Annotated in this window: 24 protein-coding genes and 1 pseudogene; 9 read left to right on the forward strand and 16 right to left on the reverse strand. The window is 59.3% G+C overall.

Annotation, left to right across the window (positions count from 1 at the left end):
* Window positions 1-31: 31 nt before the first annotated feature.
* On the reverse strand, window positions 32-2,230 hold the full coding sequence (katG, locus tag CS390_RS08845; protein WP_099774069.1) for a catalase/peroxidase HPI: 2,199 nt from the start codon (window positions 2,228-2,230) through the stop codon (window positions 32-34).
* A 434-nt stretch (window positions 2,231-2,664) separates the two neighbouring features.
* On the opposite strand from katG, the gene CS390_RS08850 reads away from it, so the two are divergent.
* The 5 genes from CS390_RS08850 (at window position 2,665) to CS390_RS08870 (ending at window position 8,848) form a co-directional block, all read left to right on the forward strand.
* Window positions 2,665-4,131, forward strand: coding sequence for a sodium:solute symporter family protein (locus tag CS390_RS08850; protein WP_099774070.1), 1,467 nt, complete (start codon window positions 2,665-2,667; stop codon window positions 4,129-4,131).
* A gap of 403 nt (window positions 4,132-4,534) precedes the next feature.
* The gene (locus tag CS390_RS08855; RefSeq protein WP_099774071.1) at window positions 4,535-6,103 is read left to right on the forward strand and encodes a methyl-accepting chemotaxis protein; all 1,569 of its coding nucleotides are present in this window, start codon (window positions 4,535-4,537) and stop codon (window positions 6,101-6,103) included.
* 386 nt (window positions 6,104-6,489) lie between these two features.
* Complete coding sequence (locus CS390_RS08860; RefSeq protein WP_065759542.1) at window positions 6,490-7,728, forward strand: type II and III secretion system protein family protein; 1,239 nt, start codon at window positions 6,490-6,492, stop codon at window positions 7,726-7,728.
* 110 nt (window positions 7,729-7,838) lie between these two features.
* A complete protein-coding gene (locus tag CS390_RS08865; protein ID WP_065759541.1) occupies window positions 7,839-8,546 on the forward strand; it encodes a lipopolysaccharide assembly protein LapB in 708 nt (235 codons plus the stop codon).
* 35 nt (window positions 8,547-8,581) lie between these two features.
* Window positions 8,582-8,848: a DUF3613 domain-containing protein gene (locus tag CS390_RS08870; RefSeq protein ID WP_099774072.1), complete on the forward strand. Its 267-nt coding sequence runs from the start codon at window positions 8,582-8,584 to the stop codon at window positions 8,846-8,848.
* A 248-nt stretch (window positions 8,849-9,096) separates the two neighbouring features.
* Here CS390_RS08870 and CS390_RS08875 read toward each other — a convergent pair whose 3' ends face one another.
* Genes CS390_RS08875 through CS390_RS08925 form a run of 11 tightly spaced genes read right to left on the reverse strand, consistent with a single transcriptional unit; the run spans window position 9,097 to window position 19,011 of the window.
* The gene (locus CS390_RS08875; protein WP_065759539.1) at window positions 9,097-10,065 is read right to left on the reverse strand and encodes a type II secretion system F family protein; all 969 of its coding nucleotides are present in this window, start codon (window positions 10,063-10,065) and stop codon (window positions 9,097-9,099) included.
* Window positions 10,066-10,092: 27 nt separating this feature from the next.
* A complete protein-coding gene (locus tag CS390_RS08880) occupies window positions 10,093-11,079 on the reverse strand; it encodes a type II secretion system F family protein (protein WP_065759538.1) in 987 nt (328 codons plus the stop codon).
* Window positions 11,076-12,515 carry a CpaF family protein gene (locus CS390_RS08885; RefSeq protein WP_099774073.1) on the reverse strand — a complete coding sequence of 480 codons (1,440 nt, stop codon included), beginning with the start codon at window positions 12,513-12,515 and terminating at the stop codon, window positions 11,076-11,078. Before CS390_RS08885 ends, CS390_RS08880 begins: the two co-directional genes overlap by 4 nt.
* Before the next feature lie 3 nt (window positions 12,516-12,518).
* The gene (locus CS390_RS08890; RefSeq protein ID WP_099774074.1) at window positions 12,519-13,736 is read right to left on the reverse strand and encodes an AAA family ATPase; all 1,218 of its coding nucleotides are present in this window, start codon (window positions 13,734-13,736) and stop codon (window positions 12,519-12,521) included.
* Window positions 13,730-14,233 carry a TadE/TadG family type IV pilus assembly protein gene (locus CS390_RS08895; RefSeq protein ID WP_065759553.1) on the reverse strand — a complete coding sequence of 168 codons (504 nt, stop codon included), beginning with the start codon at window positions 14,231-14,233 and terminating at the stop codon, window positions 13,730-13,732. Before CS390_RS08895 ends, CS390_RS08890 begins: the two co-directional genes overlap by 7 nt.
* A complete protein-coding gene (locus CS390_RS08900; protein WP_099774075.1) occupies window positions 14,233-14,703 on the reverse strand; it encodes a TadE/TadG family type IV pilus assembly protein in 471 nt (156 codons plus the stop codon). The genes CS390_RS08895 and CS390_RS08900 overlap by 1 nt, the downstream gene beginning before the upstream one ends.
* Before the next feature lie 8 nt (window positions 14,704-14,711).
* Window positions 14,712-16,052: a TadE/TadG family type IV pilus assembly protein gene (locus CS390_RS08905; RefSeq protein ID WP_177442395.1), complete on the reverse strand. Its 1,341-nt coding sequence runs from the start codon at window positions 16,050-16,052 to the stop codon at window positions 14,712-14,714.
* Between the two features lie 37 nt (window positions 16,053-16,089).
* Window positions 16,090-16,899, reverse strand: coding sequence for a Flp pilus assembly protein CpaB (gene cpaB / locus CS390_RS08910; protein WP_099774076.1), 810 nt, complete (start codon window positions 16,897-16,899; stop codon window positions 16,090-16,092).
* Window positions 16,900-16,911: 12 nt separating this feature from the next.
* Window positions 16,912-18,237 (reverse strand): AAA family ATPase, encoded by a 1,326-nt coding sequence (locus CS390_RS08915; RefSeq protein WP_099774077.1) that lies wholly within the window; start codon window positions 18,235-18,237, stop codon window positions 16,912-16,914.
* Window positions 18,238-18,251: 14 nt separating this feature from the next.
* The gene (locus CS390_RS08920) at window positions 18,252-18,770 is read right to left on the reverse strand and encodes a prepilin peptidase (protein ID WP_065759531.1); all 519 of its coding nucleotides are present in this window, start codon (window positions 18,768-18,770) and stop codon (window positions 18,252-18,254) included.
* Window positions 18,771-18,819: 49 nt separating this feature from the next.
* A complete protein-coding gene (locus CS390_RS08925) occupies window positions 18,820-19,011 on the reverse strand; it encodes a Flp family type IVb pilin (RefSeq protein ID WP_099774078.1) in 192 nt (63 codons plus the stop codon).
* Window positions 19,012-19,948: 937 nt separating this feature from the next.
* On the opposite strand from CS390_RS08925, the gene CS390_RS08930 reads away from it, so the two are divergent.
* Window positions 19,949-20,845: a response regulator transcription factor gene (locus CS390_RS08930; RefSeq protein WP_099774079.1), complete on the forward strand. Its 897-nt coding sequence runs from the start codon at window positions 19,949-19,951 to the stop codon at window positions 20,843-20,845.
* Between the two features lie 68 nt (window positions 20,846-20,913).
* Here the strand turns inward: CS390_RS08930 and ppnN are convergent, their stop codons facing one another.
* Complete coding sequence (gene ppnN, locus CS390_RS08935) at window positions 20,914-22,287, reverse strand: nucleotide 5'-monophosphate nucleosidase PpnN (RefSeq protein WP_099774080.1); 1,374 nt, start codon at window positions 22,285-22,287, stop codon at window positions 20,914-20,916.
* Between the two features lie 468 nt (window positions 22,288-22,755).
* Here ppnN and CS390_RS08940 point away from each other — a divergent pair, with 468 nt between their 5' ends.
* Window positions 22,756-23,022, forward strand: coding sequence for a ParD-like family protein (locus CS390_RS08940; RefSeq protein WP_065759527.1), 267 nt, complete (start codon window positions 22,756-22,758; stop codon window positions 23,020-23,022).
* Window positions 23,019-23,795 (forward strand): type I methionyl aminopeptidase, encoded by a 777-nt coding sequence (map, locus tag CS390_RS08945; protein WP_099774081.1) that lies wholly within the window; start codon window positions 23,019-23,021, stop codon window positions 23,793-23,795. The genes CS390_RS08940 and map overlap by 4 nt, the downstream gene beginning before the upstream one ends.
* A gap of 35 nt (window positions 23,796-23,830) precedes the next feature.
* Here the strand turns inward: map and ftrA are convergent, their stop codons facing one another.
* On the reverse strand, window positions 23,831-24,814 hold the full coding sequence (gene ftrA, locus CS390_RS08950; RefSeq protein ID WP_099774082.1) for a transcriptional regulator FtrA: 984 nt from the start codon (window positions 24,812-24,814) through the stop codon (window positions 23,831-23,833).
* Window positions 24,815-25,029: 215 nt separating this feature from the next.
* Between ftrA and CS390_RS08955 the strand changes: the two genes are divergently transcribed.
* On the forward strand, window positions 25,030-26,019 hold the full coding sequence (locus tag CS390_RS08955; RefSeq protein ID WP_099774083.1) for an aspartate-semialdehyde dehydrogenase: 990 nt from the start codon (window positions 25,030-25,032) through the stop codon (window positions 26,017-26,019).
* Here the strand turns inward: CS390_RS08955 and CS390_RS08960 are convergent.
* Window positions 26,019-26,198, reverse strand: a pseudogene (locus tag CS390_RS08960) (lysylphosphatidylglycerol synthase domain-containing protein); the annotation flags it as partial. The gene CS390_RS08955 and the pseudogene CS390_RS08960 sit on opposite strands and share 1 nt — an antisense overlap.
* Window positions 26,180-26,479, reverse strand: coding sequence for a hypothetical protein (locus CS390_RS08965; RefSeq protein ID WP_099774085.1), 300 nt, complete (start codon window positions 26,477-26,479; stop codon window positions 26,180-26,182). The gene CS390_RS08965 and the pseudogene CS390_RS08960, both read right to left, overlap by 19 nt.
* Between the last annotated feature and the right edge of the window lie 25 nt (window positions 26,480-26,504).

Here is a 26,504-nt window from a genome sequence, read left to right on the forward strand (position 1 = left end):
GCCGTGGCGACCATGAGCTGCCTTGCCGCAATCAGGCAAGGTCGAATCGGTCAAGGTTCATCACCTTGTTCCAGGCTGCCACGAAGTGACGCACGAACAGCGGCTGTGCATCGCGGCTGGCGTAGACCTCGGCAATGGCCCGCAGCTGTGCGTTTGAACCGAACACCAGGTCAACGACAGTGCCTGTCCATTTGAGGGCACCCGTCGACCGATCACGCCCCTCCAGTACACCTTCAGTTACAGCGGATCTCTGCCAGGTCGTGTTCATGTCGAGGAGGTTCACGAAGACATCATTGGTCAGTGTTTCAGGCCGCTGAGTGAACACGCCGTGCGCAACCTGCCCGACGTTGCAGTTCAGGGCGCGCAGGCCACCGATCAGCACCGTCATCTCGGGTGCGCTGAGCGTCAGTTGGTTCGCCCGGTCCAGCAGCAGCTCGGCTGCCGATTCTTCAAGCCCGCTGCGCAGGTAGTTACGGAAACCGTCGGCGCTGGGCTCCAACACGGCAAAGGACGCCACATCGGTCTGCTCCTGCGACGCGTCGGTACGGCCGGGTGAGAACGGCACGGTCACCTCATGGCCAGCCCGTTTCGCCGCAGCTTCTATGGCTGCGCAGCCGCCCAGCACGATCAGGTCGGCCAGCGAGACGTTCTTGCCACCGGCCTGGGCGTTATTGAAGTCCTGCTGGATCGCCGTCAGTGTGTGTAGCACCTTCGCCAATTCAGCAGGTTGGTTGACCGCCCAGTCTTTCTGCGGCGCCAGGCGAATGCGCGCCCCATTGGCACCACCACGCTTGTCACTACCGCGGAAGGTGGCGGCCGATGCCCATGCCGTCGTAACCAGTTGCGCGATCGAAAGGCCGGATGCCAGAAGCCGGGCTTTCAGGGTTGCAATGTCCTGCTCCCCGATCAGTGGGTGATCCACCGCTGGAACAGGGTCTTGCCAGAGCAGGGGCTCCTGGGGAACGAGCGGGCCCAGGTAGCGAGAAACAGGCCCCATGTCCCGGTGGGTCAGCTTGAACCAGGCTTTGGCGAAAGCCTCGGCCAGCGCCTGAGGGTCTGCGTGGAAGCGTTTTGAAATCGGCGCGTACACCGGGTCCATGATCAGTGCAAGGTCGGTGGTGAACATGATCGGTGCGTGGGTTTTCGTCGGGTCATGTGCGTCCGGTACGGTACCGGCGGCAGAGGCCTCCTTGGGCGTCCACTGGTGGGCACCGGCAGGGCTCTTGGTGAGCGTCCACTCGTAGCCGAACAGGTTCTCGAAGTAGTTGTTGTCCCATTTCACCGGGTTGGTGGTCCAGGCACCTTCCAGCCCACTGGTAATGGTGTTGGCGCCGTTGCCGCTGCCAAAGGTATTTTTCCAGCCCAGGCCTTGTTCTTCGAGCGTCGCGGCTTCCGGCTCGGGGCCTACATACTGGCTTGGATCGGCGGCGCCGTGGGCTTTGCCGAAAGTGTGGCCGCCGGCGATCAGGGCGACGGTCTCTTCGTCATTCATGGCCATGCGGGCGAACGTCTCACGAATGTCCCGTGCTGCCGCGAGCGGGTCCGGGTTGCCATTCGGGCCTTCCGGGTTCACGTAGATCAGGCCCATCTGAACCGCACCGAGCGGGTTTTCGAGCTCGCGATCACCGCTGTAGCGCTCGTCTGCCAGCCACTTGCCTTCCGGCCCCCAATAGATGTCGTCTTCGGGCTCCCAGATATCGACACGTCCACCGCCGAAACCGAAAGTCTTCAGGCCCATCGAGTCCAGGGCGACGTTACCCGCGAGCACCATCAGGTCAGCCCAGGAGAGACTGTTGCCGTACTTCTGCTTGATCGGCCAGAGCAACCGCCGTGCCTTGTCGAGGTTGCCGTTGTCCGGCCAGCTATTGAGCGGCGCAAAGCGTTGCGCACCACCTCCCGCGCCACCGCGCCCGTCAGCGATACGGTAGGTGCCTGCGCTGTGCCAGGCCATGCGGATGAACAGCGGACCATAGTGGCCGTAATCGGCGGGCCACCACGCCTGCGAATCTCTCATCAGGGCATGCAGGTCTTTGATCACCGCATCCAGGTCGAGGCTTTTGAACGCCTCGGCATAGTTGAAGGCTTCGCCCAGGGGATTGGCCTGGGGGGCGTGCGAGTGGAGGATTTTCAGGTTGAGTTGATCAGGCCACCAGTCGGCATTCGAGGGTGCACCGGCTGTGGTGTGTTTGCGAGCGCCGCCCGCGAACGGGCAGGTTGCTTCGTTAGACATGATGCTCTCCTGTGATGTCCGGTTATCCGTCAACTCAGCGTGGAACCTGACGGTGGCGCCAGCCAATAGGTTTTCAGTATGGGATTCATAGTAGACAGGGAAGGTGAACAGTCTGGCGCTTTCGGATGTTTAAAATAATCGACTGGTGGCGGTGGGGAAGGTGTCTTTTAAGCCACCAAAATCCGCTTTACCCAAAAAAACGTCGCATTTCGTCTTTTTTTATCCAAATTCCAGCGGTAATTGTTTGACATATTTAACGGCTTTGGCAGACTGCAAAGCCGTTGTCATAAGCGGTTACGATTTCCTCGTGCTGGTTACAGATGAGCCGTCGTGCCGCCTGCGATACGCAAACAAAAACAACATAGTCAGTCGCGCTGCCCCTGCACGAGCCATGCTCGTCAGCCCGGTGTCGGACGAGCCAACGGAAAGTACAAATGCTGATTTGGTTTGTTGCGCTTTATCTGCTGCTCACGGTAGGTGTCGGTTTCTACGCGTCCACTCGCGTGAAAAACTCCAGGGATTTCGCTGCCGGTGGTCGCAGCATGTCCTTCCCGCTGGTCGCCGCGATGGTATTCGCCACCTGGTTCGGCTCTGAGGCCGTATTGGGGATACCTGCTACCTTCATTCAGGAAGGTTTCGCCGGCATTGTCGAGGACCCGTTCGGTTCCTTCGGCTGCCTGATGTTGGTCGGCCTGATTTTCGCCCGGCCCCTCTACCGCATGAACCTGCTGACGCTCGGTGACTTCTTCCGCAAGCGCTTTGGCCCGAACGTGGAAATGATTACCAGTATTGTGATCATCCTCTCCTACCTTGGCTGGATTGCCGCACAGTTCACCGCACTGGGCGTGGTGTTCAACGTGCTCTCTGACGGCGCCATCAGCACCACCCAGGGCATGTTGATCGGCGCGGTGATCGTGCTGCTTTACACCTTGTTCGGCGGTATGTGGTCGGTTGCGCTGACAGACTTCATGCAGATGCTGATCATTGTCGCCGGCCTGGTTTATCTGACCTGGCTGATCGGTGACATGGCGGGCGGGCCTGCCGCGGTCATTTCCCATGCGGCCAACGAAGGCAAGTTCAGTTTCATGCACAGCTTCGAGCCGAAGGACTTCGTTGCCTTCATCGGTGCTGCGGTGACCATGATGTTCGGCTCGATTCCGCAGCAGGACGTTTATGCGCGGGTCATGTCGGCCAAGACCGAAAACATCGCAGCGCGCGCATCGATGGCAGGCGCCTGTTTCTACCTGGCCTTCTGCATGCTGCCGATTTTCCTGACCTACGCGGCCTCGATGATTGATCCGGCGATGGTTCAGCAATGGCTGGCTGAAGATGCCCAGATGATCCTGCCGCACCTTATCCTGGAGCGGACCCCATTGTTCGCCCAGATCATGTTCTTCGGTGCGCTGCTTTCGGCGATCATGTCCACGGCCTCTGGCACACTCCTGGCGCCGTCGGTGACCTTTACCGAGAACGTGCTCAAGCGCTTTTTGCCCGACATGAACGACAAGCAGTTCCTGCTGGCCATGCGCCTGACCATCCTGGTGTGCGCCATGGTCACGTGCCTGTTTTCGCTGTTCTCCAATGCCAGCATCTACGAGATGGTGGGCAATGCCTACAAAGTGACCTTGGTCGCTGCTGCGGTGCCGTTGTTTGCCGGGCTGTTCTGGAAGCGCGCCACCACTCAGGGGGCTCTGGTCTCGATGGGCTTGGGTATGACGTCCTGGCTGTGGTTGGAATACACCCACACCGATGCTGACTTCTGGCCACCGCAACTGGCCGGGCTGCTGTTCGGCTGGCTGGGCATGCTGCTGGGGTCGCTGTTGCCGCAGATCTCGACTGCCCGCGCCCCGGTTCGCGAGCGCGTGGTGGACAACGCCTCAGGTGCTGTTACTGTCGAGTAAGCCTTGCGATAACGAGCCGATTGGCTGACGGTACGAATGAACGGGCAGTGCGCAAGCGCTGCCCGTTTTTTTACGCGCAAACCAGACACGCCTGCCCGTGAGAATTTCAAACACGGCGAAAACTTCTGTGAACACATTTCTGCAGTCGATGTCGCAACGCCGGGCAAATGGGTCATTTCTGCGAGAAGTAGTGAGTAAAACGCACGAAAACAACGGAAATTCAGCGCCAAAATAGTGGCACATTAATTGCTGACGGGGCCTCGTATGGTTCGACAACTATAAGAGGGTCCAATTGCTATGCCCATCACTTGCGTTGCTTTCCAGTCTGTCGAGGTATCCTCGATTGCCTGCCAATGGCGCTTCACACGCCTCATGTCCTCAGCGTATGAAGAGAGCCAATGCTATGTTTTTTAAGTATTCCTTGCGCACGCAAATGCTGACGCTGTTGGGCGTCGGCCTGATGCTGGTGTTGTGTTCAGCATTGGTGTGTTTCAGCCTTTTCGCTAACAGCCTCACGACCTACAACGCGTTGCTGACGCGCTCTGCTCAGGCATCGAAGTATGTCAATGAAGCCAGCCTTGCATTCAAACGCCAATCTCAGGCGTTCAGTAGCGCAGAGCGTGGCCTGGCGGTGTTTGAAGCTGAAGAACGCAAGGTCAGGGAGTGCTTGGCCAACGTGCTGGCGCTGGATATGGATCTGTCGCTAAAGGCCAAGGTCAATGACCTGCTCAGCGCACATCAGGTATTCGGCGATCAGTACCGTGAGCGTCACGACGCCGTTGCGACCACCGGTGTGGACAACGGTACGGATCGGCCCGTCAGTGAGCAGATGAATGCCTTGGTGGAGCAGCTCTATCAAGACACCCAGACCCAACTTGGGCAGGTCGATGCCCATGCCGAGCGTATTGGCTGGGTCGGTACCCTGGCGCTGATGATGGTCAGTGTGCTGACGTGGCTGTTGGGCATGTGGTTGATCAACCGCAACCTGATCACACCACTGCGTGGTCTGATGGCGTCTATCGTCCAGCTCAGCCAAGGTCATTTTGGTCAGCGGATCAACAGTCAACGGGGCGATGAGCTGGGGCGTCTGGCGAAGGCGACCGACGCGCTGCATGACGTGCTCTCGGACACCTTCGCCGGCCTGAAACACGGCACCCGGCAACTGGACACCGCCAGCGACGAACTGAAGACCATTGCCAGCCAATTGGGGCAGGGCGTTGAAAATCAGGGGTTGCGTACCGATCAGGTGGCGACTGCGATGCAAGAAATGGCCTCTGCGGCCCAGGAGGTCGCCAGCCATACCGCACAGGCAGCCCGTGCCGCTGACGATGCCGAGAACGCCACTCAGCAGGGCGAGAAGGCCATGCTCGGCATGGTCAAGAGCATCAATGACATTCGCGATGAAATTACCGGTACGGCCAGCGTTATCCATCGCCTGGAAGCCGACAGTGGGCGCATCGGCGAAGTGCTGGCGGTAATCCACAGTATTGCGGAGCAGACCAACCTGCTTGCGCTCAACGCGGCTATCGAAGCCGCCCGAGCCGGCGAACAAGGCCGAGGTTTTGCCGTCGTGGCCGATGAGGTGCGTAATCTGGCGCAGCGTACTGCGCAGTCAACGGCAGAAATCAATACCATTATTGATGCCGTGCAAAAAGGCGCGGAGCGTGCGGTGCAAGCGATCGAAAGTGGTAAGCGCAGCAGCGAGAATGGCGTCGAGCAAGTGCGGCAGGCCGGCGAAATTCTCAGTGGCGTTACTGGCGCGGTGCAGACCATCCGCGATATGAGTCAGCAGATCGCCACCGCCGCTGAAGAGCAAACGCTGGTCACGGAAGATATTTCGCGCAACCTGTGCGAGCTGGTGGCGATTGCCGCGAGCAATCAGGAAAGCGTGCGTCGTACTGAAGGGGCCAGCAAGAATCTGCACCATGTGTCCAGCACCTTGGCTGAGCTGACCGGGCGACACCACGCCTGATTCGGCAGTGACTCATTTTTTTTACAGTCTGATAGCAATTTGACCTTTCTGAGCTAACTTCAAATAGCGAAACAGTTATTTGTGCTCAGCCGGGGGGTTGGCCTCGCTTCAGGATGGTTAGGCAGTTCGCAGACCCGACGGATGGCTCGTTATGACTGGTCGTTTCAGCTGAACCACATAAGGGGGGGTGTTTGGCACGACGATCACTGGAGGGCTCTAGCAGCGGTGGCGAGTGTGTCCACGCTGTGCCAGCCCACTGTGGATTTTCCAGACGTCACGGCGTGCGCGGATCGCGTGTCGTGGCGGCAGGGGACCGGCAGTGGTCATGCAAGTCGTGTTGAACCGATCTTCTAGCAAACTGCCCTGACCGGACAAGGAAGCAGAGAATGACCAATAATTACGCGCAAGTACTCAAACGAGTGGCTTGGACGTTGATTGTTGCTGGTTTACCCGCTGGGACGACGTTGGCCGCGGGGAAAAACTGCGCAGATCTGGCGGCACTGCCAGCCGTGGTCGAGGTGGGTGAAGGCATGCAGACTGCCATGCGCTCCCCTGAGGCCATTACCCGATTGGCCATAGGCGATCCGAAAATCGCTGATGTGCACCTCAATGGCAATGATGCATACCTGCTTACCGGTATTGCTCCCGGAACCACCAGCCTGATGGTCTGGACGGCATGCTCCAGTGCGCCTCGCCAGAGCATGGTGTTCGTCAAGGGCAAGGCTACGTCCTCCTTGGGTAGCGCAGTCTTTCCTGAAGGCAACGAGGTGCTGACCAGCCAGGTTCAGACCGATATTCGGTTTGTCGAAGTCAGCCGCACCAAGTTGAAAGAGGCCAGTACGTCGATCTTCGGCAAAGGCGGCAGTTTTCTGTTCGGCTCACCGGGCACTGTGCCTGGCGTGACGGTGACGCCCGGGCAGATTGGTAGCCTGGCACCCAACATCCCTCTGGATAACGGCAGTTTCAACATCGGGATCGGTGGCGGCAACGTACTGGGGTTGATCAATGCGCTGGAAGGCAGTGGCTTTGCCTATACCCTGGCCCGCCCCAGCCTGGTGGCGCTGAGTGGGCAGAGCGCGAGCTTCCTGGCCGGTGGTGAAGTGCCCATCCCGGTACCGAGCACTGGCAGCGACAGTATTTCAATCGAGTACAAGGAATTCGGTATTCGTCTGACGCTGACACCAACGGTGGTTGGGCCGGGCCGTATCAACCTGAAGGTGGCACCGGAGGTCAGTGAGCTCGATTTCAACAACGGTGTGTCCATTTCCGGCACGGTTGTACCGGCACTGGTTGTTCGTCGTACGGACACCAGTATTTCCCTGGCGGACGGTGAGAGCTTCGTGGTCAGCGGCTTGATCAGCACGACCAACACCTCTGCTGTGAACAAGTTGCCTGGCCTCGGAAACATTCCGATCCTGGGTGCCTTTTTCCGTGACTCTACGATCAAGCGTGAAGAGAAAGAACTGCTGATGATCGTCACCCCGCATCTGGTGCAACCGCTGGCGGTCAATGCCCAGCTTCCTACACTGCCCGGCGAGCAGATGCGTAATTACGATCCGAACTGGTTCCGCATGTACTTCCTGGAAGACGGTGACTTCGACCACCGCAGTGGGTTATCACAATGAGCCAGCCCATTGCAGCCTCTTTGTTGACGAACACATCCCACGACACCGTGCTGGGCGGGGTTGGCCTTACGGCCATCGCCCGCTCGTTGTGCGTTTCCCGGGAGCGAAAAATGAAGGTGATCATTGCAACGTTGGGCCTGGTGATGCTGAGCGGCTGTGCCACGGGCGGTGGCTCCGATTGGTCGTCACTCAGTGCCCCGGAAAGCTGTGCCAAGGTCAGCTCCGATCAGGAGCTGTCGCTTAGCCTGGCCGATGACATGATCCGTGAGGGCAAGCTGCATGCGGGCCTGGCCAACTTGCAGCGGCTGCCGCAGGACCTTCCCGCCGTGCGTTTGCGCAAGGCCAAGATCTACCGTGTATTGGGAGAGGCCGAGGCCGAACCGTTGTTTCGCAGTTTACTCAGTACCTGCCTGGCGGCTGAAGGCGAACACGGCCTGGGGCAACTGGCGGTGGCGCGCAATGATAGCGAGAAGGCCTTGGCTCACCTGCAACGGGCGGTACGCATGTCGCCCACTGACGAAAAAATCCGTAACGACCTAGGCGTGATCTACCTTAACCAAGGGCGCCTTAAGCAAGCCCGCTTCGAGTTCATCACGGCCATGGAGTTGAAGCAGTCCGATCAATTGGCGGCCGTTAACCTGGTGACCTTGATGATTTACCAGGGGAACTGGAAGCAGGCCTCGGAGTTGGTCAGCCGTGTCGGCCTGAGCCCGGCACAAGTCACTGAAGCCCAGGCGCGAGCAGAAAAACTCAAGAGTAGGAAGAAGGCCACCGCAGCGCCTGCCGATCAGGTAGCAGCGGTCAATGATCCGGCATAACCGAGTGCCAACTCGCCACCAATGCAGAGGTAGTGATGAAACAGACTATGCTCATCTGCCTGGGAGCCGCGTTGCTCCCCCTTGCAGCCCAGGCCATCGAACCTGGCCCATCTTCCCCACAACAGCAGGTCACCGAAACCTGGCTGCAGTTGCAGCGTAGTAACCAGATGGCTTCGCCGAATCTGCAAACCGTGAAACCCGCTGAGCGTGAACTGAGTCTGCAGCGCCTGTTGGACAGCTACAAGCACCCCATACCCGAGTTTTACAAAGAGTATGGTCTCTCGTCATCCAAGGGGAAGTAGGCTGCAACGGCGCAGGATGCGCCAGTGTTCGGGGTTGAAAGAGCAGGGTGACAGGGTGCAGGTTGGGTGATTCAGGTGGGTAGACATCACATCATGGCGGCGGCGGGGTAGCGTAAACAGGCTCCCGCCGCCGTTTTGCTTTGTGCGCATGGTGATCAGCGTTTCGCAGCCTCCCTATTGAGTCATTCAAAAGGCTGCGGCATGCAAAAGGCCTCGGCATTGCTGCCGAGGCCTTTTTCTACTCGTTGTTAAAGCTTTCCGAATACCTTGAACACGCCGATGATTGCAGGGCCTATGGCCACCAGGAAAAAACTTGGCCACAAGCACAGGATCAGTGGGAACACCAGTTTTGTCCCGATTTTCGCGGCTTTCTCTTCGGCCAGTTGCGTGCGACGGTCACGAAATTCCTCAGCATAGATGCGCAGGGTGGTACCCACGCTGGTACCGAAGCGAATGCTCTGTGCCAGCAGGCTCACCAGCCCGCGAATGTCCTCCAGCCCGGTACGTTCGGCAAGGTTTTTCAAGGCCTCGGTGCTGGGGATGCCCGCGCGGATTTCGGCGTTGACCAAGGCCAGTTCCATGGCCAGGTCAGGCTGGCTCACCGCCATTTCTTCAGACACCCGCTCGATGGCCTGGGGCAGGGCCAGGCCCGACTCCACGCACACCACCATGAGGTCCAGGGCATCAGGAAAGGCAATCAGCAAACGGTTCATTCGCGACTGCGCGCGATGCTCGACATAGAGTGCTGGCGCCAGCCATCCTACACCTAGCGCTAGTAGCAGCAGGCCGACACCGAGCATCAGCGACAGCTTCGGAATAAGCGGTAATGCCAAGGCTACAAGGCCCATCAAGGTCAGGGGCAACAGCAGGCGAAGCGCCCAGTAGGTCTGTACGGCCGACTGAGCGCGATAACCTGCGTGTGTCAGCAGTACCCGTGTCGCCGAGGCTTGCCCTTGCTCACCGGTGTTGAAGCGCTGCCCCACCTGTTCCAGCATCAATTGCAGGTTGCTTGGTGGCCGTTGCCCGGCAATTTCTGCACTTTGGCCGCGCTTGATCAGCATCAGTCGGCGTTTGACCGGGTCTTGCAGCCCCAGAACCAGCAAGGTCATGGTCGTTATGGCAAAGACCACACTCAGGCCGATGGCTGCCGCAAACAACAGGCGCGTCAGTTGTTCGTTGCCCACCCAATGATTGATCAGACTCAGTAGATACTCCATGGTCTTACTCCCTAGGTCTATCGGTACTCAAACCTGAATCCGGATGATCTTGCGTATCCAGTAGATCCCGATCAGCATGGCAACAAAGGCGCCGAGGACCAGTTTTCGACCCAGAGGCTCGTTGATCAGCAGGGGCAGATAGGTCGGGCTCGACAGCACGATCGCTGCGGCGAGCACAAAGGGCATCGACACCAGTATCCAACCTGACATACGCCCTTCGGCGGACAGGGTCTTGACCTTGCGTTGAAAGCGAAAGCGCCCGCGAATCAGGCTGCTCAGGCGATCCAGTACTTCGGTCAGATTGCCACCTGTTTCACGGTGGATCAGCACTGTGGTCACCAGCATCATGACCGTCATGCTGGGTACGCGTTCCAGCAGGCCGAGCATGGCCCGGCGTACATCGTTGCCATAGTTGATGTCGGCGAAGGTCAGGCCGAACTCATGGGCGACCGGCCCTTTGTGCTCATCGGCGACCAGTTGCAGGGTCTCGTTGAACGGATGGCCGGCGCGCAGCGCCCGGCACATGGCATCGAGCGCATCTGGCAGCCCCTCTTCGAAGCGGGCAAAGCGCTTGATGCGGTCATTGGAGATCTTCAGTATCGGTAGCCAGAACACCACCATCGCAGCAGGTACTGCCACCCACCAGGTGCGCGTGATCAACCACAGTACAATGCCGCTTGCCAGTGCCAGCGTCAGCCCAAGCAGCAGTACCCGATAGGCACGGTATTCATGCCCGGCCTGTTCGATCATCTGGGCCAGGGCCTCCATCGCTGGCAGTTGCTCTAACCACGCTTCCAGTGGCGACAGGCGCCGCAAGTATTTTTGCCGTAACACCGACTGCATGTTCGGCAGGTCATTGGCGCGCTCCAGCATGTTCAGGCGACTGCGGATGCGCTTGCGCACCTTGCCCGCTTCGCCAAACACCGGAACGGTCAGGCCCTGGCTGAGGAGGAAGATCGCCGTGAACACCATGCCAAGGAAGGCCAGGACGAACTCGCTGGGGATCTGGTTCATGATTTTTCCTCCATCCATTCCTGCCGGAACAGGCTGAGCGGCAGCTCGATACTCCGCTTGGCCAGCGTTTCGCGGAATGCCGGGACCATGCCGGTGGGGCGAAACTCACCCAGTACCTCGCCTTTTTCGCCGATGCCATTGCGTACGAACGAGAAAATCTCGGTCATGGTGATGATGTCGCCCTCCATGCCGTTGATCTCTTGCACGCTGACCAGCCGCCGGGTGCCATCCTCCTGACGCTCCAACTGGATGACCACATCGATGGCCGAGGCGATCTGCTGGCGCAGCGCCTTGATCGGGAAGGTTGCACCGCTCATCGACACCATGTTCTCGATTCGGCCCAAGGCGTCACGTGCGGTGTTGGCGTGAATGGTGGTCAGTGAGCCGTCGTGACCGGTGTTCATCGCCGTCAACATGTCCAGTGCCTCGGCGCCGCGCACCTCGCCAATGACGATGCGGTCCGGGCGCATCCGCAGGCTGTTGCGCACCAGTTCACGCTGATTGACTTCGCCGCGCCCTTCGATGTTCGAAGGGCGGGTTTCCAGCCGTACCACATGAGGCTGTTGCAACTGCAACTCGGCCGAGTCTTCGATGGTGACGATTCGCTCGTTGTGCGGGATGAAGCTGGACAGGACGTTGAGCATGGTGGTCTTGCCGCTGCCGGTACCGCCGGAAATCAGCACGTTCATGCGCCCGCGAACGATAGCCTTGAGCATCAGTGCGATGGCCGCCGTCAGGGTGCCCGTCTGCACCAGGTTTTCGGTATTGAGCAAGTCCACGGCGAACCGGCGAATCGACATGCTGGGGCCGTCGATCGCCAGGGGAGGGATGATGGCGTTGACCCGCGAGCCGTCCTTCAGGCGTGCGTCCACCAACGGCGAAGATTCATCAATGCGCCGGCCCAGGTTGGACACAATGCGGTCGATGATGTTCAGCAGGTGTTGATCATCGCGAAAACGCACGTCGGTTCTTTGCAGCTTGCCAAACCGCTCGACGTACACCGAGGCGTGGCCGTTCACCAGGATGTCGGAAACACTCGGGTCGGCCAGCAGTGGCTCAAGCGGGCCAAGGCCCAGCACCTCGTCGGTGATCTGCTTGATGATCAACTGGCGACCACTGGCGCTGACCGGTGCCGAGTTCTCGTCAAGCAAGCGCTGACTGATCTCTTTGATCTGCCGACCGGCTTCGGCGGCCTCCAGCGTGTCCAGCAAGGACAGGTCCATGACCTTGAGCAGCTGCTGGTAGGTCTTTTCCTTCCATTCGCTCTCCACCGGGTTGAGCTTGCTCCGGGTCTCGTAGAGGATCTCCGGTGCAATGTTCTCCCAGGCCATCAGTACCTGAGTGCAGTCCTGGCTGTTGGCCGGTGCTGCCGTTTTGTCTGCCGTGGCCTGGTTGTTGGCCTGCTGACGCAAGCGATTACGAAAGTCGCTGAGCATGGCTTACCCTCCAAACAAACGGCCAAAGGTACGTTTAAGCAAGCTCTGTTCGCAGGCCTCGATCCCGATCAGGTTCTGGCTCAGTTCGCGCAGGGCAAGGTTGATGGCTGACCGTGGTGCATGCCGTTCCAGCGGCACCCCGGTGTTCAGGCTTTCGCTGACCACCGCAAAGTCATTTGGGAGCTTGTGCACCTCCGTGCAGCGCAACGCCTCGGTCACATCCTTGAGGGTGACGGGGGACGTCTTGTTGTAGCGGTTGACCACCACCTGCAGTCGACTGCTCGACACGCCCAGGTCGTCGCGCAGGATGCGGGTCAAGCGCGTGCCGTCTTTCAGGTGGCTCAGGCTTTGCTGCAACACAATGTAGATGCGGTCAGCCTGCTCCAGGCTGATGCCGGTGAGGTGGTCGATTTGCCGCGGCAAGTCCACCACCACCCAGTCGTAGCTACTGCGGGCCAGGCGCAACAGATTCTCCAGTTGCTCCAGGCGCACGTCCTGCTGCAGGCACAGTTCATCGGTACGCCCGCCCAGCACATGCAAGGTCGGGCTGTAGTGGCTGCAAAAGCCGCGCAAGGCGATGCTGTCCAGGGTATCGGCCTGCTGAAGCACCTCCATCGGGCTGTGTGTCGATTGCACATCCAGGCTGTGGCCGACGCTGCCGAACTGCAGGTCCAGGTCCAGCAGCAGGGTTCTGCCACCCTGGTTACTGAGCTGATGGGCCAGGTTGCAGGCCAGCATGCTGGCCCCCGAGCCGCCCTTGGCATTCATGACCGCAATCAGTTTGCCTTCGTTTCCTCGCTCTGCCCGCGCCTCCATCTGCATGCGCCCAAGGGCCGCCTGCAGCTCTTCGGGTTTCACCGGCTCGGGAAGAAAGTCACGGGCGCCGGCCTGCATTGCCAGGCGCATGCCCTCGCGTTCATCCAGGGGGCCGCACACCAACAGCGGCGGGCGCTCCTTGAGTGGATGCAGCAGCAGGGCGGCCAACTCTTCGCGCCACAAATGGCTGACGTGCAGCAGCAACAGGTCCGGCATGTGGTCCAGCCCATACAGCGGGTCGGTATGGCCGTTGCTTACCAAACGGGTGCTGACCTGCAGGTTGGGCAGGCTCTGGCTGATGGTTTTCATCTGGTTCAAGGCTGTCGCATCGCGGCCACTGATCAGCAGGCGCAGGCCTTGCCGGTCAGTCGCGGTGACGACGGGGGCTTCACGTGTGCTTAACATGGCGTGATCTCCGGTACTACGTTTGCATCGGGTTGCCTGCCGAGGCTCTCGCGCGGCATGGTTGACCTGAACACCGGCAGCACGAAGGCGCCGTTGAATCCAGGAATCAGCAAGTTGAAACTGAAGTTCGTCACCTGCAGTTGCACATAACGGATGGCGAGAAAACCGTTGGCGCTGGTGAGGTCGTCAGGGTTGGCGATCACGGCACCGTCCTTGTCCAGGTAGATCAGGTTCAGGTTGGCACTGGTCAGGTTGCCAATCAGGCTGCTCGCGCCGCTGTTGTCGGCGGCATTGAACATTGCGCGGCGCAGAATGGTCGGGTCTTTGATGTTGCACACCGCGGCCAGGCGCGCCCCCCGGCGCACCGTTTCATTCAGCGCATTGACGGTGAAGTACAACCGGCCTATTTCCAGCACGCCGAACAGCAAGGTGAACAGCACCAAGCCGGTGATGGCGAACTCGACGACATACACGCCGCGCATGCGTTTGCGGTTCATCATAAGGCCCTCATCACAACGGTGGAGGTCAACGTCAGGCCCAGTGGTGTACTGCTGCCATAGAGGGCCGGCAGTGCGCTACCGATCACAGGCACAAAGGTATAGTTAATGCTCACCTGCACGTGCTCGGTACCTGCTGCAGCCACCGTGACATTTCCAGGCGTCAGCCCGGGCACGACCGAGGGGTAACCATTCGGGTTGGCAGGTACGCCGTACACCGCGACGTTTTTGGTTTTGGACAACAGTGCATCGCTCAGCTCGAGTTTGCCCTGATTGGCGTCCCACGCCTGGCTGGCGACAAAGCGCCCGGCGTCACGGCTGGCCTGCATCAGGCTGTTGTACTGGAACAGCATGCGGCCGAACTCGCCGAAGGCCAGCATCAGCAGCGCCAACAACGGCAGGGTAATCACCAGCTCAACCATTGCCAGGCCACGCTGGGCCTTTGAGGCGTTGAATCCACCGCGTCTCATAGAGCCCCCTACGAATCGGTACTGGGTGTCTGTTGGTTATCGATGTAGGTCTTGTACAACTGGATGATCTGCGGGCCGACATCATCAGTCGGCGTGGGGCCTGGCACGCCGTCGCCCTCGCACTGGCTAATGAATTGGCCGAAGATCTGCGACTCGTTGCCCTTTTGGGCTTCCGGCTGCATCACGAAGAAACAGCCAAAACCGAGCACCGGTATCGATGACGCACCGTCGTTCTTGCCCGAGCAGTCACCGATGACGATCTTCAGTACCCGCCGTTCATGCACGCCATTGGATAGGCAGCCACTCCCAGTGCCAGCGGTGCAGTTGGCCGAGTCCTGTTTCCAGTCGTTGTAGTCGTACAGGGGGCCACCGGTCGTAGACAGGTTGCCGTTGGCGGCAGTGACCGGCTGGTTGTTGTATTCGATCCTATTCAACGTATCGTTGTAGGTCAGGGACTTGGGGTTGACCGTAACGACCAGGTCAGGTGGATAGTCAGCGGCACTGAGGCCTCCCTTGTACTCGTTGAAGCGCGTATTGAGGCCCTGAGCGGACGGCCCGACGGTGTTGCCCGGCTTGGTCGTCACGTTCGATCCGATGCTGTTGCACTGATTGATGCCGCCGGCCAGGCCGTCCCGCACTGTGTTGCCGCCCGAACCGAAATCGAGCAGTTGAAAGTTCCCTGGGCCGATCGCCGAACTGTTGTTCGCAGCGGTTTTCAATACCTGCAGATCGCCGAAGCTGTACCCCCAGAACATTCCGCCGCTGGGGTTGTTCTGTGTGGGGTTGCCGCACACCATCAGCGGGGTAAGCTCACAGGGGCTGGTTGGGCTTGGCCCGGCAGTGGCGATGGCGGCGACACTCTTGGTCTTGTCTGCGCCATTGCCCAATGTTTGGAAAGCCCCCCAGAAAAAACCGGTCAACGGGTAGTTTGCCACCGTGACTCGCACGTAGCTGGCATTGGCCGGGCCGGGAAAGGAGAACGGCCCGTAGACACTGGATGCCAGTTCCACCTTGGCGAAGTTCGCGACATTGTTGCCAACCGCCTTGGCCAGCTCCTGGTTGCCCGTCGCGTTGGCATTGCGGCTTAGGGTGTCCAACGCGGCGGTTTGCGCCAGGCTGGCGGCGCCGGTTGCGCCAAGCACTGCGTTGAGTGTCTTGGCCCCGCTCAGCGCTGCCGCATCCACCGCATTTTGCAGGCGTGTCTTGTTCACCAGCATATGGCTGCCGTCCAGCGCCAGGGCGGCCATCAACAGCACCGCGGCCATGGCAATCACCACCATCACAATGATCGTGCCGCGCTGACGCTGCGCAAACGCAGTGCGAGGCTGTTTGATTCGCGCGTTCATCATCACGCCCTCCCGTCTGGCCGATGTGGAACAGGATCACTTACAGCTTGGCTCTCACTTCATTGACTTCGATGCCACGAATCACGGTGACAGCGCTGCTGTTGCCAGTGCCTTGACGGCGTACTACCGGCCGGACAACCGGGGCTGGAGCCGGTGGCTGGGCCATTGCAACCGGTTGGGTGACGGCCGGGCGTGGCTGATTGTCCAAGGGGTTGCGCAGGGCCAGTTGCAGCTTGCCGGCAGCCATGCCCTTGACCAGCACTTCCGCTTCCTGTGGCGTCATTTCCAGGGTGACGGCACGGACAACCACGGGCTGCGTCTTGTCGGTGCTGGCTGTTTGGTCCACTGCCAACACCCGCAAGTCTTCCAGAATGGTTTTGGACTCGGCATCGCCACTGTTGCCGGTCTGCCGGGTTGCCAATACGTCGACCCGGTTACCTGGTAGCAAGAACCCGCCGACACCGACTACGTCGTCTACTCGTACCGAGATGGCGCGCTTGTTGGGTTCGATCAGCGATGCCAGGGTGCTGCCGCCGAGGTGCTCGGCCAGGCGCGCAGCCCGCAGGATATCGCCGCGCAGCATGGAGAAGGTGGCGATCTTGCCCACCACTTTGTCAGGGGCGTCGAAGGCATCCTCGGGTACAGCATCCTTTGGCATGCGCACCACGGCCACTTGTTGGGCTTCGACCATCTGGCCGAAGGCAATCTCTGTGGTGGCGACCACCACGCTCTGCTGGTTATCGTCTTCCTTGGCATTGAGTTTCGCGCTCAGCCAGTTGTTGGCCATCCAGGCCGCACCCAAGCCCAGGACCAGGGACAAGGCAATCAGGGGAAACGTACGAGAGCTCATGTTGGTAACTCCTTAGCCAATGAAGTCGAGCTGAACGAAGTAGTTGTGCCAGGCCCACTCCAACTCCGCTGTTGATAGCGGCCCGGCATTGCCCAGATAACGCTGACGGTCGATTGCCATGCTCAGGAGGTCACGGGGATGGCACGGTACCAGCGGCATGTTTTCCGCTTCGTAGAGTTCCTCCAGGGCATAGCGCAGCAGCTTTGGGTCATGAGGGATACCCAAGCGTTCTGTTTCCTGGATCCAGATGCGTTCGTACTCGCTGGCTTGCGGGTAGCCGAATTGAAGCTTGTAGCCAATTCGGCGCAGAAACGCCTCGTCGGCCAACTCCAGCGGGTTGAGGTTGGTGGAGAACACCAGCACCAGGTCAAAGGGCAATTCGCAGTGCCGCCCGCCACCCAGGTTGAGGAAGTCGCGCTTTTCCTCCATGGGGACAATCCAGCGGTTCAGCAACTCGGCCGGGGCCATGCGCTGGCGGCCCATGTCATCGATGATGAGCATTCCGTTGCTGGCCTTGAGTTGCAATGGCGCCTGGTACTGACGCGAGTCGGGGTCGTAGCGCACATCCAACTGCTCCATCGTCAACTCGCCGCCGGTGATGACCAGGGGGCGCTCACAGCACAGCAGGCGACGGTCGATGCCTTCGTTGAGCAGCAAGGTGTTCTGCTGTTCGTCATCATCCTGCAGGCGACGGTGTACCTGAGGGTCGAAGATTTCGATCACGGCATCGTTGATGGCGATGGCATGGGGTACCCAGATGCATTCGCTGAACAGGCGGATCAGCCGGCTGCTGATGTAGGTCTTACCGGTACCGGCCGGCCCATAGATCATTATGGCGCGCCCGGAGTTCAAGGCCACGCCCAGTTGGTCAAGCATGCTCGGGGCCAGTATTACCGAGCTAAACGAGCGACGCATGTCGTTTGCGCCGATGCGGCCATGGTGAATGGTCTGAACCTTGAGCAGCGAACGGTAAGTACTGACCGGAAAGGGGGCTGCGCCGATATAGCCACTGCGCGCCAGGGCATCACGTGCCGCGCTGCGGCCGCGCTCAGTCAGGCCATAGCGCAAGGCCTGGTTGCCGGCCTGCCCGAGGACTTCGACGCGTCCATCCTTGCGCAAGAACATCAGGATCTCTTCCAGTACCGCACCGGTGAGCGCCAGGCGCTCTACCAGCCGCGACATGTCCAGTACACCTGCATCGTGCAGGTGCTTGCAGACCAGATCGCCCAGCAGGTTCTCCGGCAACCCGGTTTCAAGCACCGTACGGGGTTGCGGAGCCAACCGCTGGATTGCGCTGCGTTCCTGGGGCGAAATACGGCTGTTGCTGATGGCGTACATAGGGTTCTCCTGAACTACTGGCCCAAAGGTAGCCAGAAGATGCTGGCCAAGGTGCCGAGCAATACGGCGACCGAATACGGGAAAGGCTTGCCTGCCACTTCATCGGATGCAGGCGCAAAATAGGCCCTGGCTCGCAGCATCAGCCAGTAACGGCCGAAGGTTTGCTGCACCTGGCCACGCACGAAGATAATCAATACCGCGCACACGCCCCCGGCAACCAGGCTCAGTGCCGCCACCCAGAGTGCGTTTTGCGGGCTGAGAAAAGAGCCGACCATGGCCATTAGTTTGACGTCGCCGGCCGCCATGCCGCCCAACGCGTAGAGCGGCAGGAAAACGGCGAAGCCGACCAGCAGGCCCAGCACGCCATAACCTGCCCCCATTGCACCCGAGGCATACGCCTGGCTGCCCACCCCCAGGATCAAGCCCAACAACACCAAGAGGTTAGGAATGCGGTGGCGGCGAATATCGCTCGCCACCGCTATCCCGAGCAGCCCAAGCAAGAGTGCGACAGCGACTAACTGCTCTTTGCCCATGACTGCAACCCTCTAATTAGATTTAGGTGTCAGGAGGTCTCTGTATCAATCAGCACGGGGTGCCTGTCACTGCGCAACCAAGGCTTGTGATGGCGTCGTTTACGTTCTCACCCAAGGTAACGAACGCCGTCACAGCGCCCAGCGTTATCAGTCCACCGGCCACTGCATACTCCACAATGGTCAGGCCATCTTCGTCTTTGATGAACTTCAGTACCGAAGTTTTGATGGATTGCAGGTTCATGGTATTCACCTCGCTCAAGTGCTTTGGTAGTAAGAGCAGTGCGCTTTGACTGCCTGGTTGAACAGTAGTCAGGGGGCGCAGAAAGGGGTTAGGAGATTTTTGCAGACTGTTAGGATTTTATTGCTGTCACAGCGCCATTATTGGCGAGTGGCGGGTTCAGAAGAGAAACAAATAGGGTAGAACATGGAGTGGAATCGATATGAGAATGGTTTCTGCTGCCGCTGGCGTAAATAGAGCAAACACTTTAAAAGTGTTGTAGCACTCAGGTCAAAAAACAGCCCGTTCTTGGTGGTGCAGATCAAGGTGGTACGTAATGGTCTAAGCAGTGGCGTTGATATCAGGACTTGATCTGCTCATTGGCGTAACGCTGACGATACTATTCAAGAAGGAAAAAGCATTTCGCCAAGGCCTGAAAGCAGCAAAAGGGTGCATGGAGTGTTGTTTTTTGACGTTTTGCTCTTGGTGCGGGCTATTTTCGCCATTTTGTTGACGTCAAGCGTTGGTGGTTCGTTCAGGCGGAGACCCTGACGGGCTATTGGCCAGGGCACAATGACGTGTTGTTTGGGAACAGTTTTAGTTGCGAAGTTCCAATGGGTTACCTGATGGAACAGGTGTCGGGAATACTGTTGGAAGTCCGCATTGATTATCGATGAATCAGGATATTTTTCTGTTGTTGCTACTGCTGGAGTGCTAATAATGGCACCGGGCTACTCAAGGAAGGGAAGGGTTCAAGATGTGCAATGGAGCCGATGTGAAAGTGCTGAGGGCATGGCAACGGGTATATGTGAAAGACGAGCGAAATTTTTGTAATAACAATTCTAACGGTATAGAGCGCGATGATGAGTCTTTATCAGAATTGGATCCATCATACTTCTGGCCTGATGGCTAAATGGCTTGGGGCGAAAGAGTGGGTTAGTCCTATGGGCAGGCTAACGCCATGAGTGTCGAGGCGGCGAGAAAGCCGTACCTTTTATGGTTCGATCTCACCCACGATCATTCGACTGAAGCGCTGATGATGCAGTTTCAGCCAGCCTGTGAGTGTCGTCTGGCAGCCGGTAATTCCTTTTCCGAAAAGGACTACGAACCACAGCCGGACATGATCTGCATGCATTACGACCGTCCCGACATGCCAGGGCTCAACCTGCTGTTGGAGATCAAGCGCAAGGCGCCGTCCATACCGATCACCATGTTCACCGTGCAGCACTCTGAAGAGCTCGCGGTCTGGGCCATGCGCTCGCGGGTCTGGGAATACATGGTGCTTGCCCTCTCAAGCACCGAGATCAATCGTTTTCTGCATGCGTTGAGGCAACTGTGCGACGTACGTCGCCAGGCCGGGGCGAGCAACAAGGTATTGCAGATCGAGCACGGCCCATCGCTGCCGGACAGTATCCGCTTGACGGCGGAGCACCAGAAGCACCATGCCTTGCATGACGTGCAGTTGTACATTGACCAGCATTTTCGCGACAGCATCGACCAGAAAGTCCTGGCCAAGCGTTGCGGCATGACCACCTTTCGCTTCAGCCGCGTATTCAAGGAAGTGAATGGCCTGGGTTTCATGGAGTACATCCTTAGCAAGCGCATGGACTGCGCCAAGGAGCTGCTCCACAACAGCCAGATGCCCATTACCAGCATTGGCTACGAGGTTGGCTTCAAAGACCCATCCTACTTCGCCCGCGCCTTCAAGCAGTGCGCAGGGTGTACGCCTAGTGAATACCGCCAGGCGTCTCAAAGCGGCCTGAAACCAGCGCCTGTACAAGAGCCGGAAGTGAAACAGGAACCGTACGACGAGCTGTCGGACGTCATCGGTAGCCTGTCGCTGAGTGCTGAGTGCTGAGTGCTGAGTGCTGAGTGCTGAGTGCTGAGTAGCGTTATCGCCGGCATTGCCGGCGATAACGCTGATGGTCAGGTCACAACCCGGTAGCACGGCTCATACGCCGCTCCGCCCGGCAGTTTCATCCTGTGCTGCTCGACGAAGGCCTTCAGCAGGCGGTCCAGCGGCTGCATGATTGCCGCGTCACCGTGGATTTCATACGGGCCGTGTTCTTCGATCAGACGAATGCCTTTGTCCTTCACGTTACCCGCGACGATGCCGGAGAAGGCGCGGCGCAGGTTGGCCGCCAGTTCGTGCGGCGGTATGTCACGGCTCAGTTTCAGGTCGGCCATGTTGGCGTGGGTTGGGTCGAACGGGCGTTGGAAGCCTTCGTCGATCTGCAGCAGCCAGTTGAAGTGGAAGGCGTCGTTGCGTTCGCGGCGGAACTGTTTGACGGTCTTCAAGCCTTCGGTCATTTGCCTCGCCACTTGGGCCGGGTCGTCGATGATGATCTGGTAGTGACGCTGTGCCGCTTCACCCAGGGTGGCGCCGACGAACGCATGCAGTTGGTGCAGGTAGGCTTCGGCGCTCTTTGGCCCGGTGAGGATGACCGGGAATGGCAGGTCCTGGTTGTCCGGGTGCATGAGGATGCCGAGCAGGTAGAGGAACTCTTCGGCCGTGCCGGCGCCGCCCGGGAAAATGATGATGCCGTGGCCGACGCGGACGAAGGCCTCAAGGCGCTTCTCGATATCCGGCAGGATCACCAGTTCGTTGACGATCGGGTTGGGGGCTTCCGCAGCGATGATGCCCGGCTCGGTCAGGCCCAGGTAGCGTCCGCTGTTCATGCGCTGCTTGGCATGGGCAATGGTGGCGCCTTTCATCGGGCCTTTCATCACGCCGGGGCCGCAGCCGGTGCAGATGTCCAGTTTACGCAGGCCCAGTTCGTGGCCGACCTTCTTGGTGTACTGGTATTCCTCGGTGCTGATCGAGTGGCCGCCCCAGCACACGACCATTTTCGGTTCGAGCCCAGGGCGCAGAGTGCGGGCGTTGCGCAGCAGGTGGAAGACGTAGTCGGTGATGCCTTGGGAGTTGCTCAAGTCGATGCGCAGGCTGTCCAGCTCGTTTTCGGTGTAGACGATGTCGCGCAGGGCGCTGAAGAGCATTTCGCGGGTGCTGGCAATCATTTCGCCGTCGACGAACGCGCCGGCGGGTGCGTTGATCAGCTCCAGGCGCACGCCACGGTCCTGCTGGTGGATACGAACTTCGAAATCCTGGAAGGCGTCGAGAATGGTCTTGGCGTTATCGACGTGGGCGCCGGTGTTGAGGATGGCCAGTGTGCACTGGCGGAACAGTTGGTAGATGCTGCCCGAGCCGGCTTCGCTCAATTGCTGAACTTCGCGCTGGGACAGCGTTTCCAGGCTTCCTTTGGGACTTACCGACGCGTTGATTACATTTCTTGGGATCATTGTGTAATTCCTTTAAACGATGCCAACCTGCCTGGGGTGGCCTGTGGCATTCGGAGGGTTGACACCGAACGTCGCCGCACAGGGCAGGTACTTTTCAAGCGCTCGGGCGATAACGCAAACACGGCTCTCTGGTCCTCCGTCAAATGTGCGTTCAGGTTATGGCTGATACCTCGTCGGGCTGTTGCCAGTAACCTGAAAGCACTGTGTGTTCAGGCGGTTACATTACTAATGCCACATTTCGCTGGGGCCTGTCTTTGAAAAAATACGTGAAAGGTGTGTCCTGGTACGCCCGTGCCGGGTACTGCCCTTGACGCTGGGGCAGGAGGCAGGTTGCGTTTGTGCTGTGCAGCCGGGCTGAGGGGGAGGGGCGTCGATTTGAGCATAGGCCGTGGAGTGAGGAACATTGCAGAAATTGCCGTGCCTTTGTTAGTGTATGAAACGTATACGTTGCATATATGGAGCCTCATCGTGGGTATCGTCAAGATTTCAGAACAGATGCATGAAGACCTGCGTCTTGCCAGCAATGCACTGAGCCGCTCGATCAATGCGCAAGCCGAGCACTGGATGCGCATTGGCATGTTGGCCGAGCTGCACCCGGAACTGGATCACAGCGCAATCTGCCGCCTGCTGATTCGTGCCGAACAGGCGGGTGGCCTGCATTTGGGCCAGCTTTCTGCACTGGCCGCTGCTGCATCTGGCGCCCGCGTCAAAACCGCCGTGGAGGCTGGACAATGAGCAAGAAAATTACCCTCAAGACACCTGCCGAGATTGCCATGGCGCGTGTGGCCGGAACACTGGCTGCCGAGGTATTGGCGATGATTGCGCCGCACGTCAAACCGGGCGTGTCGACCAATGAGCTGGACCGCCTGTGCCATGACTACATTGTCAACGTACAGAAGGCCATACCGGCCAACGTCGGTTACCACGGCTTTCCGAAAACCATCTGTGCGTCGGTCAACCATGTGGTCTGCCACGGCATTCCCTCGGACAAGCCGCTGGAAGATGGCGATATCGTCAACATCGACATTGCAGTCATCAAGGACGGTTGGTTCGGTGATACCAGCCGCATGTATTTCGTCGGCAAGCCCCGGCCTGAAGCCGAACGTCTGGTCAGCACCACCTATGACGCAATGTACGCCGGCATTCGCGCCGTGCGCCCGGGCGCTACGCTGGGCGATGTCGGCCATGCCATCCAGCGCGTGGCCGAGCAGGCCGGCTACAGTGTCGTACGCGAGTACTGCGGGCACGGTATCGGCAAGGTCTATCACGACGAACCACAGGTACTGCACTACGGTACGCCGGGGCAGGGGCTGACGCTCAAGCCTGGCATGGTGTTTACCATCGAGCCGATGCTCAATGCTGGTAAACGGCATGTGCGCACCCTCGGCGATGGCTGGACGGTCATCACCACCGACCGCTCGCTGTCGGCGCAGTGGGAGCACATGGTTGCGGTGACCGAGAACGGCGTTGAGGTGCTGACGCCCTGGCCGGAGGGTGCGCTGAGCTGACCGATCGTGCTCAGCTTCGCCCAGCATTGTGTTTGTCAGTGCGGCTGTTCTGTCTGCGCCCGAGGGTTGCCAAAGCGCTTGCGGTAGGTCGAGGGTGAAACACCCACGACGGTGCGGAACGCCACACGAAAGCTTTCTACCGAAGCAAAACCACAGGCCTCGCTGATGCTGGCGATGTTTTGGCTCGTGCTCTCCAGCAGATCCCGGGCACGGGAGATGCGTTGCTGTTGTAACCAGGCTTTTGGCGCAAGGCCTGTGGTTTCCCTGAAGCGGCGCAGGAATGTGCGCTCGCTCATGGCTACCCGGCTTGCCATCTGACAGATGCTGATGGGCTCTTGCAGATGTTCCCGTGCCCACTGCAGCACACGGGTCAGTTCGTTGCGTGGCAGTGTGCTGACCGGTGTGTGAATGAACTGGGCTTGGCCGCCTGTACGCTGCGGCGCCATCACCAGGCGTCGGACGACCGAGTTGGCTACATGGGTGCCGTGATCGCGAGCCACCAGGTGCAGGCAGGCGTCGATGCCTGCGGCACTGCCGGCTGAGGTGATCAGTTGCCCCGCATCTACGTAAAGCACATTCGGATCGACTTCAATCTTCGGAAAACGATGCGCCAGTTCATCGGCGAACTGCCAGTGGGTGGTTGCGCGTTTGCCGTCCAGCAAGCCAGTGGCGGCCAGCACGAACACGCCCGAGCAGATCGACAGCAGCCGTGCCCCGCGTCCGTGAGCCTGGCGCAAGGCTTCCAGTAGTGGCGCTGGTGGTAGGTCGTGACGGCTGCGCCAGCCTGGAACAATGATGGTTCGCGCACTGTCGAGCATCTCCAGACCTGCGTCAGCAATGATGCGAATGCCACCCATGGCATGCATGGGTCCGTCATCTACCGCGACAACCTGGTGTCGATACCATGGGATGTTCAGTTCCGGACGGGACAGCCCAAAAATCTCCACCGCGATACCGAACTCGAAGGTACACAGCCCTTCATACGCCAGGATGGCGACAATGCCAGGTGGAGAATGCATTTGGCGAAAAGTTTCCGGTTGTTGTCGGTTTCCGCACTGTAGCCGAGTCCGTTGCCTCCCTACAATCCGTGCCCTGGAACATGCTCCGTAGCGTTGATCACCAGGGGCTTTGAGTAACGGAATTGCGTTGCATCAGGTCATCAGTTGCGCGCGGTATGACGTCTTTTTCCAGGCGTCGCTCGTTGGTGCCTGGTCCTTTCATTCAAGGAGTCGACATGAAAAGAATTGCCGTGGTTGGCTGTACCGGCGCTGTGGGCATGACGATGCTTGAATTGCTGCAAAACACCGCTTTTGAGGTGGTGTGCATGGCGTCGTCACGCTCGGTGGGCAAGCCTCTGCAGGTTGGCCAGCAGCAGTACCGAATCGAGCCGTTTTCTGTAGCCGCCTGTGCTGCTTGTGACATTGTCTTTCTTTGTGTCTCAGGAGCGTTTGCCCTTGAGCACGGGCCGACGCTGGCCAAGGCGTCCATTGTCATCGACAACTCTTCTGCGTTTCGCTATCACGCTGAGGTCCCCTTGCTGGTGCCGCCAATCAATGGTGGGCGTTATGCCGGTGAGCGTTTGATCGCCAATCCCAATTGCTCCTCGGCCATTGCCCTGATGGTGCTTGGGCCTTTGCACCAGGCTTTTGGCTTGGAGAGCGCAATCATTTCGACCTACCAGGCGGCCAGCGGCGCAGGCCAGCCGGCGATGCTCGAGTTGCGCGAGCGGGCGCGTCGCTTCAGTGATTACGGACAAGACAACAGCAGCGAGAACTTTGCCCATAACCTGGCATTCAACGTCATACCGCAGGTCGACGTTTTTGAAGAAAACGGTTACACCCGTGAAGAGATGAAGGTGGTATGGGAGCTGCGCAAGGTGCTCAACGAACCGCAGTTAGCTATTAGCACCACGGCAGTACGAGTACCGACACTGCGCTCGCATGCCGAAAGCCTGAGCCTGAAGTTTCGCCAGCCGATCCGCTCGCTCAGTGATGTGAGGAAAATGCTGGCTGAGGCTTCCGGGGTCGAGGTGGTGGACGACCCTCTGCAAGGGCGTTACCCGATGCCGATGACGTCTACCTACAAGCACGCTGTAGAAGTGGGGCGTATTCGTTACAACCTGATCTATGGCGAATACGGCCTGGACCTGTTTATCAGTGGCGATCAGTTGTTACGTGGCGCCGCGCTGAACGCATTTGAAATCATGCAGCAGGTGATGGATTAGCGCAGCGCGCTACGCGATACCAGTATGCCCGGCAGCATCGGCGCCCAGAAACTCAGGCCGCGAAACAGCAGCGTCGCGGAGAGTGCCACCGGCAGTGCAATGCCCGCCCAATGCAGGGCACTGACCGCGCCGCCTTCAAATACGCCCAGCCCGCCGGGCGTTATACCGATACTGCGCAACGCAGGCCTTCCTGTTCCAACGCGTGATACTGGGCATGAATCGCTAGCCGGTCGGCCTCGCTCATGGGGCGGGCCTGGGCATCGGGGCCGCTTTCATAGTGGCTGTTGAAGTACGCCAGCATCAACGGGCGGTCGCTAGGCTGGCCCAGTGGGTCGACATGCCGCTCCAGGTGGCTGACCGCTTCGGTCAAGGTGCCGGCCTTGTCGATGCACAGGACGTCCTTCGAACCCAGGTCCTGGATCGCCGAGAGGCGTATGACGATCATGTTCTTGCTCGCCATGTCAGCGCCCCTGTCATGAACCAGG

The organism is Pseudomonas sp. HLS-6 (genome assembly GCF_002753995.1).
GTDB lineage: Bacteria > Pseudomonadota > Gammaproteobacteria > Pseudomonadales > Pseudomonadaceae > Aquipseudomonas > Aquipseudomonas defluvii.

What these genes read in the sequence shown, in the direction of transcription:
- katG (WP_099774069.1), bottom strand. Translation starts at nt 2,230, where the DNA reads ATGTCTAACGAAGCAACCTGCCCGTTCGCGGGCGGCGCTCGCAAACAC.
- CS390_RS08850 (WP_099774070.1), top strand. Translation starts at nt 2,665, where the DNA reads ATGCTGATTTGGTTTGTTGCGCTTTATCTGCTGCTCACGGTAGGTGTC.
- CS390_RS08855 (WP_099774071.1), top strand. Translation starts at nt 4,535, where the DNA reads ATGTTTTTTAAGTATTCCTTGCGCACGCAAATGCTGACGCTGTTGGGC.
- CS390_RS08860 (WP_065759542.1), top strand. Translation starts at nt 6,490, where the DNA reads ATGACCAATAATTACGCGCAAGTACTCAAACGAGTGGCTTGGACGTTG.
- CS390_RS08865 (WP_065759541.1), top strand. Translation starts at nt 7,839, where the DNA reads ATGAAGGTGATCATTGCAACGTTGGGCCTGGTGATGCTGAGCGGCTGT.
- CS390_RS08870 (WP_099774072.1), top strand. Translation starts at nt 8,582, where the DNA reads ATGAAACAGACTATGCTCATCTGCCTGGGAGCCGCGTTGCTCCCCCTT.
- CS390_RS08875 (WP_065759539.1), bottom strand. Translation starts at nt 10,065, where the DNA reads ATGGAGTATCTACTGAGTCTGATCAATCATTGGGTGGGCAACGAACAA.
- CS390_RS08880 (WP_065759538.1), bottom strand. Translation starts at nt 11,079, where the DNA reads ATGAACCAGATCCCCAGCGAGTTCGTCCTGGCCTTCCTTGGCATGGTG.
- CS390_RS08885 (WP_099774073.1), bottom strand. Translation starts at nt 12,515, where the DNA reads ATGCTCAGCGACTTTCGTAATCGCTTGCGTCAGCAGGCCAACAACCAG.
- CS390_RS08890 (WP_099774074.1), bottom strand. Translation starts at nt 13,736, where the DNA reads ATGTTAAGCACACGTGAAGCCCCCGTCGTCACCGCGACTGACCGGCAA.
- CS390_RS08895 (WP_065759553.1), bottom strand. Translation starts at nt 14,233, where the DNA reads ATGAACCGCAAACGCATGCGCGGCGTGTATGTCGTCGAGTTCGCCATC.
- CS390_RS08900 (WP_099774075.1), bottom strand. Translation starts at nt 14,703, where the DNA reads ATGAGACGCGGTGGATTCAACGCCTCAAAGGCCCAGCGTGGCCTGGCA.
- CS390_RS08905 (WP_177442395.1), bottom strand. Translation starts at nt 16,052, where the DNA reads ATGATGAACGCGCGAATCAAACAGCCTCGCACTGCGTTTGCGCAGCGT.
- cpaB (WP_099774076.1), bottom strand. Translation starts at nt 16,899, where the DNA reads ATGAGCTCTCGTACGTTTCCCCTGATTGCCTTGTCCCTGGTCCTGGGC.
- CS390_RS08915 (WP_099774077.1), bottom strand. Translation starts at nt 18,237, where the DNA reads ATGTACGCCATCAGCAACAGCCGTATTTCGCCCCAGGAACGCAGCGCA.
- CS390_RS08920 (WP_065759531.1), bottom strand. Translation starts at nt 18,770, where the DNA reads ATGGGCAAAGAGCAGTTAGTCGCTGTCGCACTCTTGCTTGGGCTGCTC.
- CS390_RS08925 (WP_099774078.1), bottom strand. Translation starts at nt 19,011, where the DNA reads ATGAACCTGCAATCCATCAAAACTTCGGTACTGAAGTTCATCAAAGAC.
- CS390_RS08930 (WP_099774079.1), top strand. Translation starts at nt 19,949, where the DNA reads ATGAGTGTCGAGGCGGCGAGAAAGCCGTACCTTTTATGGTTCGATCTC.
- ppnN (WP_099774080.1), bottom strand. Translation starts at nt 22,287, where the DNA reads ATGATCCCAAGAAATGTAATCAACGCGTCGGTAAGTCCCAAAGGAAGC.
- map (WP_099774081.1), top strand. Translation starts at nt 23,019, where the DNA reads ATGAGCAAGAAAATTACCCTCAAGACACCTGCCGAGATTGCCATGGCG.
- ftrA (WP_099774082.1), bottom strand. Translation starts at nt 24,814, where the DNA reads ATGCATTCTCCACCTGGCATTGTCGCCATCCTGGCGTATGAAGGGCTG.
- CS390_RS08955 (WP_099774083.1), top strand. Translation starts at nt 25,030, where the DNA reads ATGAAAAGAATTGCCGTGGTTGGCTGTACCGGCGCTGTGGGCATGACG.
- CS390_RS08965 (WP_099774085.1), bottom strand. Translation starts at nt 26,479, where the DNA reads ATGGCGAGCAAGAACATGATCGTCATACGCCTCTCGGCGATCCAGGAC.